Here is an 18526-nt window from a genome sequence, read left to right on the forward strand (position 1 = left end):
TAAAGGAGGCATTAGCATTATGAAAAAAGTTATTTTAGCAGGGGCATTAGGAATTGCAGTACTATCAGGTATGAACTTACCAGGAATAGAGGCACCAAAAGCGAGTGCGGCAACTACGAATTTAGAAATTCAAGAAGTGACAAAATATTACTCTATGAGTTCCTATGAAGTTTCTCAAAAAGAATCATTTAATCTTAATAAAGGGGAAGAACTTACGGTCTTTGTACAAAATTCCGGGTTCCCAATTTCTTATACAGTCTTTGATGCGGATGATCAAGTAATTGGCACATACAATGCTAATTCACCATACGGTCGCGTATTCAAAGCACAAAAAGACGGTAATATTTCTGTTCAATTTCAAGCAGGAGTAAATTCTTCTTACATGAAGAAGATGAATTTCACAGCCAAATTTGCAGTGTCTAAATTTAACTAGCAATAAAAATTTTCACTATCCTCATTTAAAGGCAAATTAAAAAGGTATATCCCTTCTATGGGATATACCTTTAACTTTAGTGAATTTTATATTGACCAGATAACTGCTCTTGCGCCATACGAACTAAACGTTTTGTAATTTCTCCACCTACTGAACCATTTGCTCTTGCTGTTGAATCCGGTCCAAGAGTAACACCAAACTCCTGTGCAATTTCATATTTCATTTGTTCAATTGCACTTGCTGCAGCTGCTATTAAGATTTCGTTTGAATTATTATTTTCGTGAATTTGCATTTTTTACACACCTCCGTTGAATTTGGTAATATCATGCTCTATTTCCAACAAAATATGCATAAAAAATTATTCGTTTAGCCATTTTTCATATATACCTAAGCTTTCATCCCTTAGGTGGGAATAAATAAAGGTATAGGTCATACCTATACCTACACTTTCTCCTATCCTACTTACTTTTGAATTCCCCTATTAACTCCTGTAACTCTTGGGAAAGCCATTTTAAAGAATTTGCCAACTCTGCAATATCTTGTACATACAGTTCTTGCTCTTTCATAATTATCTCTACATTACTGCTATTCACATATGTATTTGTAATGTATGATAATTCATTTACAATCTGAACAATAGTTTGATTATCTTTTAAAATGTCACTTGAATTATTCGAAGTCTCTTTAATTTGATTTGTAACAGATTGTGCAGATTCTGAAATCTTTTCAAAGAAAGCACCACTACTTTGAACAAGTGTTATTCCTGATTCTACTTCCTTTGAACTCTTCTGTATGGATCTTACAGCCTCATCTGCTTCAGCTTGGGTTTCATCAATTAATTTAGCTATATCCCTTGCAGATGCCTCGGTTCTTTCCGCTAATATACGTACCTCATCCGCAACAACTGAAAATCCTTTCCCCACCTCTCTAGCACATGAGGCTTCAGTAGAGGCCTTTACAGCTAATAAACTTGTTTGATTTGACATAGTTGTAATTACAGTAAGAATTTCACTAATTTCCTTAGATCGTGCTTCTAATGCATACATACTAGAAGATACATCTTGAACTGTATCTTGGTTTCTTTTCATTTGATTCACAATTTGCTTAATCAAATCTTTTCCTTCTCCAGAATGCTGTTCCATGTCTTCCGAAGTATTCCTAACTTGTTCTGCAGCTCTTGTAATTTCTTTCAGCTTACTTTCCATTTCTTGAACAATTCCTAAACATTTTTGCACTACATATTCATGAGAATGTGCTCCTAAATTTAATCCTGTAATAGCACTTGCAATTCCTTTAAAGGCTATGCTATTCTCTTTTATACTTACCGACAATTCCTGTGAAGATATCGAAACCTGTTCAGCAGTTTGCCTTACTTTATCTATAATCCTATTAAACCTTTTAATAGTGTTATTAAAATAGATATTAGTTATCCCTATATCATCAGACCTTTCATTCAATTTAATACTTAAATCCCCTTCACCAACTTTACGTAACCCTTCTTGTAAATCCTTTAAAGGCGATAGAGAGTTTCGTGAAATGAATATTTGAATTGTAATTGCGATTGTTAATGAAATGATTATAAATAGTAAACCGTGCACTATAAATTCTTTCTTTGTAAGAGGAATAATAGATGCGTCCAAATCTGCTGCAACAATTGCAATTATATTATTATCTTCATCTTTAATTGGCTCTAAAATTGTTACCCATGTACCTAGTACATCTTCATACACTTCTGTCATTTGTGCCTGTTTCGTTTTCATTACTTGGTCGTATGTCTTCTTCCAATGAGTAGGATGCTCATAATAGTCACCTGTTTTTACAGAACCTAGTTTTACAGAAACCGTATCTGCTAATTCTGTATCCAAGGCTACTAATTGTAATTGAGCTTTATCATTTAGCTTGGCTCCTGTAACATATGTTTGTCCGACACTTTTCATATCTTTTATGGCTTTATCTAATTGATCTGTCAATTTTTCTTTCTTCACTCTTTGTGCTGTGGGTTCTTTTGCTACATCTCTTACTATTTCTAGATCTAATTGATTTATTATTGTATCTCCTGTTTCAAAAGACTGCCTTTCAAATATAAACATCATACTATTTTGAAACATGTTAAAACTTAACGCCCCCATACTTCCCACAAGCGTCAGAATTACTAATACCGTTAGTAATACATTTTTCTGAAGCAACGATAACTTATGCCAATATTTTTTCATTAATTTCACCTTTCTTATTTTCAACAATACAAAAACAAAGTAGTAACTTATTAAAAGGTTCTATTTCTGTTATTAACTTAAACATGAAAATAGCATACTAGTCATTTAATCAAACGTTCCAATTTTTTTGTTTGATAGAGTTTTTTTCCTTTTATACTGATAGTTTCACTATAATTAAAGCAATAATTTAACGAATCTAAGCATTTGTGTATACAAATACCAAAGCATGATACCATTGTAATCAGCATTAAAATGCAGCTAATTTTTAACACTCTTTTATATAGCAGCACTAAAGAAATAATAGTTATAACACTTTTGAATAATAATGCTAAAGATTAATTTCTATTTTTCGAAGCCAATTCTGATCTATTGTACAAATATCAGTTTTCCCATTTGCAATCTCATCTTTTATATATCCAGCTGATTTTGGAAATCTATTAGTAGGAAGACGTTTACCTTCTATTACTTCACCTTCTCCATTTGTACTGATACCTTCTAGATCCATTATGTTAAGTGTTAGTGTTAGTTTTAGACAAAGAAAAGAATTCTTAAGCTCTCATCTTTGGCCATCTTTATCTCGCACAACAAAAATAAACTGGAAAGTTCCTTCCAGTTTCCTATTTTATAACTACTTTCCTTATTTTTCCATAACATTTTAACGTATTCCCCGAAAGAATTCTCCTTCCTCAAGCGTGTGAAGGGCGTAGCCCAACGATAGGTGGGAGATGAATTTCGGTTTGGCATAGCCAAAAACTTTTGATAAACTAGCTATATGAAGTTCTTTGATAACTTGATATAAAAGGTTGCAGGAAGAAAATAGAGTGCGAAAACCAAGCCATTCGGTTCCTGCGTAAAATATCAACCGTACCAAAAGAACATCCATGCGTTGGACATCTAGGGGTGGAACACCCCGAAGTAACGCTCAGGGAGACGAAAGGTTACTTTCGTCACGGAACTGAGAAGCTCCCACTTCAAGCTTTGCTAAGTGGTGAGTAGTTCACTATCTACTTGTACAAAGTTAGCCTAAACCCTTTTAGCCTAATCCAATATATTTCTTCAATTATCTTAAAGTCATCTGAAATAGCACAATCAGTAAATTCTTATTACGAAACTTATGTATTAATAAATACTAAAGGACATACTCCTAAAATATAAGCCATGGATGTAATTGTAGTACGATTTTCATCAGTAATAAACGTACACATGTTAAACAAAAAAAGACTCAATTATTTATATGTCATTCCTTCTTTTAATATAAATCGACTGCTTTTTTCTTAAATTCTACTTCATCAGTGGTGCTAATTTTACTCATAGAAAACTCCCCTCCATAGTAAATAGGTTAATGTGTTTTCTTTATCCTATCTACTATAAGGGGAGTATAGCTTCTTTTTGTAAAAGATCTAAGATTCTAGTGCAGTAATTAATTGCTTACGTTCTTTATCTCTAAAAATTTTAATTTCATGTTTAAACTCATAATTTCCTTCTTCAAATCTAACCCATTCCTTACTTTTCCAATATACAACATCTACATTTGCATCTAAAATTACAGAACATATGTCAACTAACTCTTCCTCGTAAAATGGCGCTTCTTTCGCTAGTTCAAAAGCTAGTACTTTTGGATCCTTACTTTTAATTTGAAGTTCCCTTGAAGTTTGTCCTAGATACTGCCATGGAGAATGTAGGGATTGCACATAGAAATTTTGAGTTTCTTTAAACTGTGATGGAGAATGCATTGTAGCAGCAAATGTAGGTATACTCACTCCTATTGTTGCGCCTAAAGCAATAGAACCAATAATAAGTTTTTTAATCATTTTTTCAGCCCCTTTAATTATTTTGGATATGCTTCATTTTTATACTACGTCCATGTTCGTGTAAATGAAGATGATTTGACATAATTCATCATTATTCCCAAAAACTGTATATTAATTAACCTTTATAAATTTACCCAAAAACAAAAAAGTTTCCATAAGGAAACTTTTTATTTTAGGTATAAATTATATGTATAAAAATTAATTTTGAAAATATTTACTTATTTGTTGATAAAATTGTACATGGATATTATTCCTAATATTATCTACACGCATCTCATGCAAAGCTTCACTACAACATAAAGAAATTCATCTTATGACCGCGTTTCTTCTTACGAAATTAAGTGATTGTTTCAATAGCTGGTTTGGGAATCATAGAATTACTTTCTTTCTCAGCCTTATTATTATGTTATTTTGCCTAAAATTCCAATATCCCCATTACTTCTTTCGTAAATAGTTTAAAATCAGTTAAATGTTTTTCAATAATTTGACGAACAATATCTAAATTTACACTTTGATAATCATGAACAGCAATATTACGAAATCCAACCATTGCCTTTAACTTATTTGCTAAATCCGCGCTAAGTAATCCTGCTGTAACCAATAAATCAAAGGCCTCTCGACTAGATTGGGGTAGTCCTAATTTTTTTCCTGCAACAATATGCATTGCTAAATCAATACTTGCTTCACAAGCTCTTTGTATGTTCAATATTATTGAATCTTGTTTTGTAAAATCCTCTAAATTTTCAGGGTCATTTCCATACACATCTTGGATTCTTTTTATACAACGCTCTACTGTAGAAATTTTATTTAAAATAACCTCATTCTTCATATATAGAACCTCTTTTCTTTATATCATCAAATACTATCTGTCGTTCTTCATTCAATTTTGAATACATTTTTAAGGTTTTCATTTCAAAAATAACTTTACGTTTTTCATCCGAACAAAATATTGTCTTTCCTGTATGTATAATCTGAGCTTGAAAAACTGTAGAAGCTTCGGATAAATCAACTAAATCAACATCTCTATGAACAATGTTAGCTAACTCCTGTGCTAATAAAAAACGTTCATAGTTCCCTAAAGTTGTGTCACTTAAATAAGCTATATCAATATCACTATCTTCTCGTTCTCTGTTCTCAGCCGTTGATCCAAACACAATTATCCAATAGGGATTCACCGTCTCTTGTAATTTTTCTATAATAGCTGTTATCATGCTTTGAAAAATCATCTAATTAATCCCCCTTATTATACTTGAATTTTATTATATCATAACCAATCATAAATCCTTTAAACGACTACAAATACTTAAACTAAATTAGAAGCTTATTTCTGACCTAAAATTATTATAATTCAGGAATAGGTATATTGTAGCTTTGGTTCTTAAATAATTGTTAATAATCCAACACTTCGCCTGTTAAATGCCTTTTATATTTTCATCCTACAAAAGCAAAAGACTGACAATAACTGTCAGCCTCTTGCTTTTGCAACTCTAAAGAACTTTAGCCTATTTCAATATACATTCTAATAATTTGAGGATATATTGCTCTAACAAAGACTTATATATATTAATTCACTTTTAATTTTTCTTTCACCTTTGTAGGGAGTTCGTCTTTCTTAACCTCTTCCCAAGATTTCACACCTTTTTTCTCAGAGTAATATATACGTAAAAACGCTTCTTTACGAAGGTTTTTTAACGCTGTAAACTCCATTTCTTTCTCTTTACCATCCTTATCAAATCCAGGTAATTTATATTCGTAAGTCGTATCCCCATTTACATTTTTCTCTTTTAATTTTTCACCATCCTTGGTAATTTGCACATAATATGTATCTGTACCAAGACGATTTAAATTACACCCCGATAACAACACAGTAAACATCACAAAAACACTACACATAAGCACTATTCGTTTCATATTATTCACCTCATATCTTTTCTCACAAAAATTATATCCTAATCTATTGGTTGCCAAAATTCATTTCCATTACGCTAACATTACGTTTTTGTAAGGTAGTAAAAATAGCATAATTAAAAGGATATGAATTTATATTTCTATTGAATTCATATCCTTTGTTCTTATTGAGTAAACTATTTTGCCTCATTTTAAATAGGAGATATTTCTATTATTCTGGGAAAATGAAGTTAGAGTTTCCTTCACTGTTATCGGAATCCTCTTTCGGGAACGTAATAGTAGAACCTTGATTCCCTTTATTTATTTCTTGCTCCTCAGGAAATACAATGGAAGAATCATTACCTAAGTTTGGTGAAAAACCAAGTTTAGATAATATGGCTTTTAAGTCAGGTAAAACACCAATTTTATCATTAATTGGATCATTAGATTTCGTTCCGGTACTAGAATCACTTAAAATATCCCTAAGCTGGCTTGGTGTATATACTTTTCCCTGATTATTTTTTGCAATTCCTTGAATTGATGCAGCAGCACCAGCAATAATAGGTGATGCGCTAGATGTTCCACTAAAGCTAGAAGTATATAGATTTGTTGTAAATTCACTTGGTTTAGCATCTGTTGTATCTACTGCATTACCCCATCCATACACATCTACTCTACTACCATAATTAGAGAAATATGAACGCTTATGAGGAACTCTTGCAGAAGCTGCCCCAACCATAATTGCCCCTGAATCTTTAAAATCAGGACTATTACGATTTAAGACTTGTTTACCATTACGGTCCCTAAATTGATCTAAATCATTTCCACCGTTTGAACCTGCTTCAATAATAATAATTCCCTTATTTGTTCCTATACGAATTGCATCAAATATATCCGGTTTTACTTCTACAGGAAGATAGTTCTTATCTCCATATCCATCATAAGTAGCTTGGGCTTCTAATAAAAGGATATCTCCAGCTTGCATATTGTTAACTGCACTTAAGATAGCATCAGCTGTATTGTATCTACCATTATCTCTAATCTGAGATACAACCTTTACCTTAGCTTTTGGTGCAATCCCAATTCCACCTATGTTATTATCTTCTGCCGAAACAATCCCTAAGACTGAGGTACCATGATCATGGTGTTCACTCTTATTCTGTCCGGATATCAATTCAATCTTTTGATTCACTAAATCCTCATGACTAAATAACCAGCCATACTCCATGTCTACGAAAGTAGTTCCTTTTCCATCTCCACCTTTTATGCTCCAGGCATAAGGTGCATTAATTCCTAATGGGGCTGGTTCAAGGTAACCTTGTCTTGTAAGTCTAGGCTCATCATATGGATTTACAGATAAATTTGGTAAACGATCTTCTGGTGGCGCCTCTTCTTCCTGTAAATACGCCGTTTCAACAAGAGATGATTTTTCAATTTTTGTAAGTAATGCTTGTACATCTATATTATCTTGAGTGTCTACAATATAATAGTTTAGCAAATTAGAAGAAATTTGATCGGAATCTATTATTTCTTTACCTAGATTTTTAATTTCTTTAGGATTTAAAGAACTAAAAAGTCGATTTATAGTTACATTTGGGTATTCAGCTAAAATTCTAATTAATTCAGGATCTTGCTTTTCTTCTGTAATGAATTTTTCTACTCCATCCTGATATGGTAAATTCGCTTCATTTTTAAATTTCAAAATTAATTGTTTAGTAACTTGCTTATGTACAGTAGAATTCAATTGCTTATTTGAATAATTGTAAGTAGCTGCGTAGGCAACTTCTGATTTTTCACTTGGAAGTATACCGCCTATTCCATTAAATGCTGTTAATGCAATTGAAGAAACTAGAATTCCCTTAAAAATTTTCAAAACGTGCACCTCTTTTAATTAATATATAATAATAAAACCTATAGATTATTTAACTTCTTTTTTATGCAAACTTCTTATATATCGGATTATATTTTCAACTCCATTCATTATTTAATACTTGTTAATACAACTAATTCATACCGACAATTTTATTAATTAAGTCGCATGACTGTAACCATTATAGTTACACCTTTACGAAATAGTCAACCTTAAATGCAATTTTGCATTTAAAACCATACATACTTCTATCAACTTACTCCTAATTATTTCAAGAAAAGTTGAGATTCTATCATTTTGAGTAATTGCATATATGTAATATAAAACATATAAGGGGGTTAAAACGTGGTAATCTCAAGACAAGATTCATGGACTGATGATAACGATTTACTTCTCGCATCAACAGTACTTCAGTATATTCATAACGGGGGAACACAATTAGCTGCATTCAAAGAAGTCGCAAAACTACTAGCTAGAACACCTTCTGCTTGCGGATTCCGTTGGAATTCATACGTGCGAAAAAAATACGAAAAAGAAATACAACAAGCAAAACAAGAGCGAAAAGTGGGAACCAACATTCCCCTCTCCCCACCAGAAAAAGAAACAAACTCTTTGTCTATTACATTAGATGACATTATTCTCTTTCTACAAAATTATAAAAATGTGAATGAATTGACAAATTTACAAAATCAAATTGAAGATTTAGAAGCAGAGAATCAATCCCTTCTACAACGTTTAACTATGTATGAAGAAGAGTATCGTATGTTACTGAACCATATCGAAAAGACAAGAAATTTAATTGTAGTGGATTAAACAGCATAACTATATCGAGTTACAAGTAGGACCTTTACCCTCCAAAATCACTACTTATAAAGAAAATTCTAACTATTATAATTGGTAATAAGTAAAATACACATACATAATGTATGTGTATTTTTAATTTGACTATTATTAAGATAAATACTTAGTCTATATTACATCTTTTCTAATATTTCTTGTCTTTCACACCATTTTGTTAGCTTTTCTAATGCTTTTTTAGATAAACGTTTTGTTTTATGATTACAAAATCTCGATAATGTAGACGGTGAAATACTAATTTCATCTGCTATTTCACGAATGCTTACCTTTTTTTCATTGTGTACTTTCAGTATTTGGTCACGAATCTTTTTCTCTATTTGCTCGACCGATTCTACAGTCTTCTTTATCTCTTTAACAACTGTTACTTCAGGTAATTGTTCTTGAGGTTCTTCTATGCTCTTCTTTCCAATTACCCTATCCATTGATTGCAGCATTTCCTCAGGAGGTAAAATAGTTATTCCTAAGTTAGCGTAATAATTTTTAAACCAGTTACGTTTCCCAATTTGTTGTTCATCCAGCGGATCACTATACTCCCAATGAGAGATTACTTTCTCATTTTCCAAATCCATTAGAACATTTTCTAGCTGTTCCTTAATACGATTTGGCTTCCAATCTTTTGGAATATCCATTACTGCTAGTAATCCCTTGTCCCCTCCTATAGAATAAGGCTTTTTCAATGATGAATACATTTGCCTAATTCTCCATTGCCACGTTAAATATCGAATTAACCTTTTATGATATTTATGTCTATAACTATTATATTCAAGTGCTTTTTTAGACAATAACGCCGTTGTATTATTTGATCCATATAAGTAATTAGTTAAAAAGCTGCCTGGCTTAATACGACAAGACTCAATACCCATATACTCATTTGTAACACTATGTCTCCACAATACAACCGAATCTAATACGAATAATCTCTTAACAACCTCACGCTTTAATTCTAGTCGTTCTCCTTCATCATCGCGGTCATTTAATACTACAACCTCATTTTCATCATTTAAATAGATAAAAATACTCGCTAAAGCAGCAATTCTCTTTGCTATTTTAATTTTATCTTCAGCTCGATAATATTCTTTATTTTTAACGACTGTCTTTGGAATGTTGCACATTTCTAAAACTTGTTCATATGAAAAATCAATAAACTCATCTGGAGATTTTGCTTCGTTGATCCACTGTATTGTAATTGCATCTAAACAATCTGCCGTTAAATCATCCATATTACTCATTACATCATCAACAAGGGTATTCCATCGGGCAGCTTCTTCAATATTTGTAAGTCTTAAATCCTCGTCTTTATGTGAAGAAAGTTGAGCCATCCCATTAGAAGACTTCGTTTCAATAGGATATTGTAAAACTTTGGTATTGTCATCCTCTTCAAATTGATTCTTTGCAATTCCGTCTCTTAATTTATAATAAACAGCAGAGTTATTTACCTCATAATAATCCTCGTGGTTTACTATGTTGGTCTCTTCTATATTTTGATCTCTTTCTAATATTATGGAACTTGAAGATGCTACATTTTGAAATTCTTTGTCTATAAATCCTTCAATTTCTTTATATATTTCTTCCTTATAGGAATCAATTTTGGCATAAATTTGTACTAATGTAGTACCGGATTCTTCCTTTTTTTCTAGCCAAGACACTAATGCAGTAAATGATGGGGAAGCATGAGGTGAGGTTAATACTTTATTATTATTGTTTTCAACATCTTTAAAGTATGCATTCCACTTATTCCATACTAGCTCATTCGTTTTATAAATTGGCTCAGAGATTAGCAAGGCATCTCGAAACATTTGTAATAAGTTATCCACTTTATATTCCTCCCTAAACCATGGATCACAACAAAGTAGTTTTTATCATAAATTCTTTACTACTATTTTATTTAATACATTGTAACAGATATTTATAAGATTTTGCGTCTTTCTTTCCATAACTCCTCATTTTGCAACATGTTTGTTCTTTCTTTTTCCTACTCTTCTTTACTTGCATTCCTTTTGCGCTTTGCTTTCCTTTACTCTTCAACTTGCAACACGTTTGCTCTTTCTTTTTCCTATTTCTTTCAACTTGCACACTTTTTGCGCTTTGCTTTCCTTAACTCTTTAACTTGCAACACATTTGCTCTTTCTTTTTCCTATCTCTTTCAACTTGCACACTTTTTGCACTTTGCTTTCCTTAACTCTTTAACTTGCAACACATTTGCTCTTTCTTTTTCCTATTCTTCTTTACTTGCATTCCTTTTGCGCTTTGCTTTCCTTAACTCCTCATCTTGCAACACGTTTGCTCTTTCTTTTTCCTATTTCTTTCAACTTGCACACTTTTTGCGCTTTGCTTTCCTTAACTCTTTAACTTGCAACACATTTGCTCTTTCTTTTTCCTATCTCTTTCAACTTGCACACTTTTTGCACTTTGCTTTCCTTAACTCTTTAACTTGCAACACGTTTGCTCTTTCTCTTCCCTATTTCTTTCAACTTGCACACTTTTTGCGCTTTGCTTTCCCTAACTCTTTAACTTGCAACACATTTGCTCTTTCTCTTCCTTATTTCTACTCAACTTGCAACACGTTTGCGGTATCCTTTCCCTATTTCTTTCAACTTGCAACAGTATAATTTATTTCTCAACCAAGTAATTTTAAAAAAATCATGTGATTTTAAGGTTATTAAGCTATTTTTCTCATATTTTGAATAAGTTACATACATAAAATGCAACATGTTTGCGGTATCCTTTCCCTAACTTTCCTACCATTTTCCCTCTAATCCTTTACATACCAAGGGTTTAGGTGCTTTTCCACTTACTTTTATACATATCACACAACTTGCAACACGTTTGCGGTATGCATACCCTTATTTTTCTCACAAGATGCAACACTGTTTGCGGTATCCTCTACCTACTTTTAATCTATAAGTGCGAACAAATCCTTTTATATCAAGGTTAATCATTGTAATCCATTTTTAATAATTGCGTTCACCAACTTGCAACACGTTTGCGGTATCCTTTCCCTAATTTTCCTACCATTTTCACTCTAACCCTTTATATACCATGGGTTTAGGTACTTTTCCACTTACTTTTATACATATCACACAACTTGCAACACGTTTGCGGTATCCTTAACACAAAAAAAATAAATGAAATTCTCCAATCCCTTGACACACTTGGCTTTAGAGGCTGTTGCAAGTTGATATTTTTCTTCTTAAAGGAGCACCTTTCGTCAATTTTCGATTTGCTATAATCAAAATTGGTATATTTTATAGTATTCTGGCATTCATTTCGAATTTTGCAGAACGGAGGTGAAAAAGATGGGGAAATCATTTATTATTCAAAATCAACGTAGCTTAAATGGAGAAAAAACAAACGCAGTTTTAGTCACACTAAAATCTTGGCAAAAATTTGTGGAAACATTTGAGGAGAAGTACTACAGCTATAAAGATACATATTTAGAAGATATTCTGCAGCACATGACATACGAAGAACGTATTGCTGACGTAGAAGGCTTTGTCGAAAAAGCCAAGCCATCTTTTTCACGTCGCGCAATGTCTGCAATTGCAGAAAAAACGGGCAGAAAGCATAAATTATACGGCATTACGAATGCTGATCTCGAAGTTTTCTTATATCTACATAAGAAATGCTTTACTAATGGTGTCATTCCAAATGTAACAATACATATGATGTGGGAAGATTACAAGCAATATAAAGAAGAATTTGCTTATATCCAACACTCTCAATTCTATATTGCATTAAAGAAATTAAACTTACATAACATTATCTCCATAGAAAATGGAGTAGATGGCCGTTATACAATCAAACTCACTCATTTTATGAATGAGGAAACAGAAAAAGCAAATCCGTACGTATATATTAGTCCTGTTATATTTACAAAGGATTTCTTTAAGCTATCTGTAGCGGCTAAGAAACTATTCTTAGACATCTCAATGCAACAACATACAGAAACAACTTTAAAACGTTCTTTAGACAAGCAGGATGAAAGAGGCAACAAAACTCATTTCGGTGGGATGTATCGTTTCTTACATAAAAAATATCCGCATCAGATCCGCGCGGTTATCGAGGAATTAACAACTGCATTACCATGTACGGGGAATCCCCTATTCAAAATTTGTAAAATGCAAAAAGGTGTAAAGCATACAAAACGATATACGACATTATATCTGTCTATCCATTCAGATTTCTTATGTTCGAAAGAAGCTGGAGAAGAACAACATAGGGATCCATTTACACCCAAAGCTACTTATGCTCGTAAAGCGAAGTTCATCGAGTCAGTCCTACAAGAAATGAACATTAGTGAACTGTCTGCAGATATGAATAAATTCATTCATGTTTTAAAGCATACTTGTCATCGTCAAATTCGCAGTGTCATTCGTGGTCTTCGTGACATGGTTGATCGAAAAGAAGGATATCCAACGAAAATTGTATATACATTGAAAAAACTATTGCATCAAACATCTCAATATCAAATTCTTGATACAGCGGCTAAAGAAGGCATCTACCCTCTTATTGCCCAGCATATACCTAAAGAGAGAAATAGTGACCGTGAACAAGCTGTCTTTAATTTTGGTCTACATTATTCTATGTACTCTCTTCATAACATTAAGAAGATGTTTAAAAATGTACATGCACTACTGAAGCAGAAGTTTGCGGTACCAGTGACGGAAGAATCTTATCACCGTAATTATCTAAAATACCAGGAAGAAACGTTATTTAGAAAATATGCATATGATCAGGGAGTAAATCTCCATGCATATATCGCTTTAGAAATTGAAATGCGTGAAAAACTAAAAGTTCGTGGTCATAAAGAACGTACGATTCCAAGTGATGTGCGTGAATGGTTTATCGAAGCTATTGATAAGCTGCCACAAGAAAAACTTCGTGTTATTGAGCTACCAAAGCAGTTTAATTTACTAGAGTTTATGCGTACCTTCGAACGTTTAGTACGTTCTGGTGTAACAATAACAGATCCGGATCAGGTGCTAACCGCAATGGAAATAAAATAAAAAGCTACAAGCTCTCTATTTTTGAAAAAATCAAAAGTGGGGGGCTATTCGTGTTTGTTTCATTAATACCTCTTTTCCACTTCTCTATTAATACATATCAAATCAAAAAGACTTCATGTAAAATGGAGTCTTTTTTTATGCATTTCTATACAAGTTTTCTTCTTTCTGTCTATAACTCTCCACATAATACTAATGGGTATTCTTCTTCTGTAATAAAACCTATCCTATTATACCTACAAAAAATCAGAAGGATATTTATAAAAACAGTGGATATGAGGACAATTATGATTAAATGTGAATAATATTTTCTCAATATCCTTGATAATACTAGTGTCGTTTATTTCATCTAATAAAAATCATCAATAATAATGTGAGTTATGTGTAAATACTGAGTTATGTTAACAATTATCCACATTTTCTGAAAAAAATGTGGATAATTGAACGTTAGATACTGCCTTATTTACCAAACTAAAGAAAATAAAGCTTATTCCCATAGTTGAATAAATATAAAGTGATTTGTATTTATTTCTTTCCGATTTCATGTAGAAACATATGATTTTCTTTCTGCTTTTTTGTAGAATTGAAAGTCTGATAATCATTGAATCTACGGATACATTTTTTACTATTTATGATTTTTTAGGTTCTAACATCAAATTTTCTCTTGTGGGAGTAGATCTTTCCTCTATTTTTGATGACCTATAATAGTTTTATCTTTATTTCTTTTTAATATATAAGATATATATTTATAATAGATTTTATTATTACTAGTATGCTTGTTAATAAGATGTCTGACCTAATTGAAAATATTTGTAAATTCCGTTATAATAAGGGTAATTAAACATATCATTACCCACATACAAAAGGACAAACCTACGTATCCCTATCAGGGCCAGGTTTGTCCTTTTTTTATTGTAGTAAACAATTCTTATTGGGAGGATTAAATATGGCTGTACTAAAAGATACAACTTATATAGAAATGAATACGCATAACGAGATTAGATTTTTCAAAGGGATATTTTGGGGAATAGTCTTTGTAGTTCCTTTTTGGAGTATGATGATAGCCTTATTCATTTGGCTCTGTAAATAATAATCAACATATCAAAAAGCAAAAACTTGTTTGTCCGTTTGCTTTTTAATATGTCAGCAACTATGCGCAGCAAAAGACGATAGCAGGTCTTCACCCTACTTTCTGTTATAATACACCTAAAGAAACTAGGTGATTATAATGAAAGTGACAATTAGTTTAGAGAAAATCTTAGAAGCCTTTTCTGCTTATTTGAATGAAGACAAAGAGGTTAACTGAAAGACAGGCTAAATATCGAGCTCCAATTATGGATAGAAACGCTTGTATAATCAATTTAATAGTAAACTATGCTTTATCTTTGAAAGAGCTTGTATCGCTTAATATGAGCCATATACAGTTTGCTAGAAGTACTTAATAGAAAAAACTCACCTATTGTGAAAAAAGTTGATTAAATTTAAGATTACTTGTCAAATGTGAGCAACTAGATGTTTGTTTAATAAAAGAGCTATACTAACGTTGATAAAATTGGTTCTTCTTTTTTAAACATGTGATTATTCTTCATAGATTGAATGAACAGTTGAATAAGTATCTCTTTATGCTATTTAACCCTCTTTCCCCAAGGCTCGTAAATCATATTTTCTAATAACCTAGTTTTTTTTTTACGGTTTAAATATTCAGAAGAAAAAATACTTTCAGACTATTAATTGACAAAAGTAATCTTTTATGGAAAAATATACATTGTAATAATCTTCTAATTATAGAAAGGAGTTGAGAGAAATGAAAATTTTTAAACCTTGTGAAAATGAGTACACAAATCGCGTTGATTTAGAACATGGTGAGACTTCTCCATCAAAATAATTAAAAATGCTTAAATGACTGTCCTACTAGGGGCAGTCATTTATCGTTAAAAAAAGAGATACATATTTTTTAAGTTAGGAGACATTGATATGCAGTTAAAAATATCCGAAAATATGATTTATTTTTGGAAAAATGGTCATCTTATGATAGATGATTTTATTAGACACGAACAATATAGCTTAGAGCTTTCGGTTTTCCCTATTTTAGGATTATTTAAAGAATGGAATGATCCTGATAGTGCGTATCTACAGCTACAGAAAGATCGAGCTTCATCTTTAACAAGAAACGAAATGATGGAAATAATTAAAAGCCTTCAAGAAGTTCATATATTAATAGAAAAAGAAAATCTAGAAGATATGAAGCTTGAAAATTGGAGAGAATGGGGAACTCCAGCTAAATATTTTCATTTTAATACAAGGTTACTCCATAAAGATAATTATTTAGATGTAAATCAAGACTATGAAAGATTGGTTAATAAGAAACAAAATATAAAAGCACCATCTATATATAAAATATATGACAATGTAGAAGAAATACCATTACCTACTCCTGATTTTAAAAAAGAAGGAAAATTCCTAGAGACTCTCTTAGAAAGACAAACTATACGTTCTTTCTCAGAAAAACCTATTACCCTAATTGAATTATCTACAATTCTTTATTTTGTTTGGGGGGCACAGTCTTGTAAAAGGGATTTTGGAGTGGGTGCCAATCTTTTTAAAACAAGTCCTTCTGGGGGTGCTAGACATCCTATTGAGGTATATCCTTATATAACTAATGTAACAGGGATAAAAGAAGGGTTATATCACTACAATGTTCAAAATCATTCATTGAATGTGATTAAAAAAGAAAAAATTACAGATATTATAGATATGGCCGCAGGTCAAGAATATGTAAAAAATGCATCGGTCCTCTTTTTTTATACAGCATGTTTAGAACGACCTATGTGGAAATACAAGAGTCCAAGGGTATATCGTATTATTATGATGGATGTAGGTCATCTAAGTCAGACTTTCTATTTAGTTGCTTCATGGTTAAAATTAGGAGCCTTTTTCACTGGCCATCTTAAAGACGAATTAGTAGAAGAAAGACTATTTATAGATAAGGAAAAAGAAATTGTTTGCGGACTATCTGGAATAGGACATATTAGTGATGGAGCTAAAAATTATGGGAGAGATTTTAGGTTTAGAGGTGAGGACTTGAAATGAAATCCTTTAAAGCCATCATTCATAACAAAAATTTATGTATTGTATTAGGAAGTCAACTAGTCTTTCAATTAGGTATATGGTTTGGCACAATTGGGAATTTGCAATTTTTACAAATACATATAAAATCTCATGTTCTTCAGGCTTTTTTTCTTGTTATTGGTGGTGTCCTTGGGGTTATAATAGGCCCTTATGCAGGGCGTTATATAGATTCTACTTCTAAATTAAAGGTATTACAATTAGTTGGATTGATGAGAATTGCATCTGTTTTATCAATGTTAGTTGCTATATATACGGGGTCAATTTATTGGATGGTTATCTATAGCATAGGAATTGGCTGTTCTGCTTCATTTTTTAACCCTACTATACAAACAATATTGCCAACTTTAGTTAAAGAAGATGACTTGATTACGGTTAATGCTATTAATATAAATATAATCACTTTGTCAAGAATTTTTGGAGCTGTATTAGCTGGCCTTTTATTAACCGTCGCTCCTTTATATACATTATTTATCATTGCTCTCATCGCCTATGCAATTTTATACTTTATTAATTTTTTATTAGTTATTCCAAACGATATACAATTGCTTCCTAAAAAACTAAAGACTAATTTTAAGGATATTTTTCCCATTATTATAAATAATCATCCTATAAAAGTAGTTCTTACATTATCCATTATCCCTCTAATCTTTATTTCTGGCTTTAATTTATTTGTTATTGAGATTGGAAAGGGACAACCCAGTTCAATCATGGGGATACTCTATTTTATAGAAGGGACAAGTATATTAATTGCAGGCCTACTCATCAAAAGAGTAATAAAACGATATCATAAACAAGTGAATATCCTTTTATTTGCTTGCTGTTTGATGGGGATAGCTCAAATTTTATTATCATTGACAAACCTTTATCTAACTATTTTCGCTTTTAGTGTATTTGGTTTGGCATACGGCATGTTTAATCCTCTTTTATATACATATGCGCAACAAAAAGTCCCTTCAAGTATTCATGGAAGATTTTTTTCATTTAAAACAATGTTAGATCGAACAATTATGCAATTATGTTTAGTGTTAATTGGGTTTTTGCTAGATCAAATAGGGTATAGTAGTTTAATGGTTTTGTTAGGTATATGTACCCTTACTCTAGTTTCCGCTATTATCATTGACTTTAGGGTGAACTCTAAAAGCTATACAACCGAAAATAAAAGTAATTATTCTGATGTTTAAATAATTACATTTTTAGGGGGAAACTATGAAATTACAATATTCTCGTCGTATAGAGAAATAACAAATTTGCTTAATTTTGATGTGGAAAAATAAATCCTTGCTGCCTATGAAGTGTAGCAAGGATTTTAAATTTGGTTAATG

The 18526-nt window shown here is 31.7% G+C and carries 15 protein-coding genes; 6 read left to right on the forward strand and 9 right to left on the reverse strand.

All coding sequences use genetic code 11. From position 1 onward, the window contains the following. Window positions 1–19 precede the first annotated feature (19 nt). Window positions 20–433 (forward strand): hypothetical protein, encoded by a 414-nt coding sequence (locus ILS93_RS23390; protein ID WP_064474265.1) that lies wholly within the window; start codon window positions 20–22, stop codon window positions 431–433. 76 nt (window positions 434–509) lie between these two features. Here ILS93_RS23390 and ILS93_RS23395 read toward each other — a convergent pair whose 3' ends face one another. From ILS93_RS23395 to ILS93_RS23430, 8 genes are all read right to left on the reverse strand, one after another. Beyond that, window positions 510–725, reverse strand: coding sequence for an alpha/beta-type small acid-soluble spore protein (locus tag ILS93_RS23395; protein ID WP_061667306.1), 216 nt, complete (start codon window positions 723–725; stop codon window positions 510–512). 166 nt (window positions 726–891) lie between these two features. Then, window positions 892–2646, reverse strand: a complete 1755-nt coding sequence (locus ILS93_RS23400) for a methyl-accepting chemotaxis protein (RefSeq protein ID WP_222661397.1) — start codon at window positions 2644–2646, stop codon at window positions 892–894. A 328-nt stretch (window positions 2647–2974) separates the two neighbouring features. Further along, entirely contained in the window at window positions 2975–3151 is a 177-nt protein-coding gene (locus ILS93_RS23405) for a hypothetical protein (RefSeq protein WP_222661399.1), read from the reverse strand. 895 nt (window positions 3152–4046) lie between these two features. Then, window positions 4047–4457, reverse strand: a complete 411-nt coding sequence (locus tag ILS93_RS23410) for a hypothetical protein (protein ID WP_222661401.1) — start codon at window positions 4455–4457, stop codon at window positions 4047–4049. Between the two features lie 415 nt (window positions 4458–4872). After that, the gene (gene hepT / locus ILS93_RS23415) at window positions 4873–5286 is read right to left on the reverse strand and encodes a type VII toxin-antitoxin system HepT family RNase toxin (protein WP_046956013.1); all 414 of its coding nucleotides are present in this window, start codon (window positions 5284–5286) and stop codon (window positions 4873–4875) included. Beyond that, window positions 5276–5683 carry a type VII toxin-antitoxin system MntA family adenylyltransferase antitoxin gene (gene mntA / locus ILS93_RS23420; RefSeq protein WP_000577223.1) on the reverse strand — a complete coding sequence of 136 codons (408 nt, stop codon included), beginning with the start codon at window positions 5681–5683 and terminating at the stop codon, window positions 5276–5278. Before mntA ends, hepT begins: the two co-directional genes overlap by 11 nt. Before the next feature lie 337 nt (window positions 5684–6020). Further along, window positions 6021–6368: a YxeA family protein gene (locus ILS93_RS23425; RefSeq protein ID WP_098502132.1), complete on the reverse strand. Its 348-nt coding sequence runs from the start codon at window positions 6366–6368 to the stop codon at window positions 6021–6023. 208 nt (window positions 6369–6576) lie between these two features. Beyond that, on the reverse strand, window positions 6577–8217 hold the full coding sequence (locus ILS93_RS23430) for a S8 family peptidase (protein ID WP_222661403.1): 1641 nt from the start codon (window positions 8215–8217) through the stop codon (window positions 6577–6579). Between the two features lie 342 nt (window positions 8218–8559). Here ILS93_RS23430 and ILS93_RS23435 point away from each other — a divergent pair, with 342 nt between their 5' ends. Next, complete coding sequence (locus ILS93_RS23435) at window positions 8560–9027, forward strand: RsfA family transcriptional regulator (RefSeq protein WP_064474261.1); 468 nt, start codon at window positions 8560–8562, stop codon at window positions 9025–9027. Between the two features lie 161 nt (window positions 9028–9188). Here ILS93_RS23435 and ILS93_RS23440 read toward each other — a convergent pair whose 3' ends face one another. After that, on the reverse strand, window positions 9189–10886 hold the full coding sequence (locus ILS93_RS23440; RefSeq protein ID WP_222661406.1) for a helix-turn-helix domain-containing protein: 1698 nt from the start codon (window positions 10884–10886) through the stop codon (window positions 9189–9191). A gap of 1482 nt (window positions 10887–12368) precedes the next feature. On the opposite strand from ILS93_RS23440, the gene ILS93_RS23445 reads away from it, so the two are divergent. The 4 genes from ILS93_RS23445 (at window position 12369) to ILS93_RS23460 (ending at window position 18385) form a co-directional block, all read left to right on the forward strand. Further along, complete coding sequence (locus ILS93_RS23445; RefSeq protein ID WP_222661408.1) at window positions 12369–14078, forward strand: hypothetical protein; 1710 nt, start codon at window positions 12369–12371, stop codon at window positions 14076–14078. Window positions 14079–15021: 943 nt separating this feature from the next. After that, window positions 15022–15165: a hypothetical protein gene (locus ILS93_RS23450; RefSeq protein WP_165915447.1), complete on the forward strand. Its 144-nt coding sequence runs from the start codon at window positions 15022–15024 to the stop codon at window positions 15163–15165. 884 nt (window positions 15166–16049) lie between these two features. Continuing rightward, window positions 16050–17165: a SagB/ThcOx family dehydrogenase gene (locus ILS93_RS23455; protein ID WP_088107211.1), complete on the forward strand. Its 1116-nt coding sequence runs from the start codon at window positions 16050–16052 to the stop codon at window positions 17163–17165. Then, complete coding sequence (locus ILS93_RS23460; RefSeq protein WP_229135896.1) at window positions 17162–18385, forward strand: MFS transporter; 1224 nt, start codon at window positions 17162–17164, stop codon at window positions 18383–18385. Before ILS93_RS23455 ends, ILS93_RS23460 begins: the two co-directional genes overlap by 4 nt. Window positions 18386–18526 lie beyond the last annotated feature (141 nt).

This window comes from Bacillus sp. 16GRE42, from assembly GCF_019837435.1.
Lineage (GTDB): Bacteria > Bacillota > Bacilli > Bacillales > Bacillaceae_G > Bacillus_A > Bacillus_A wiedmannii.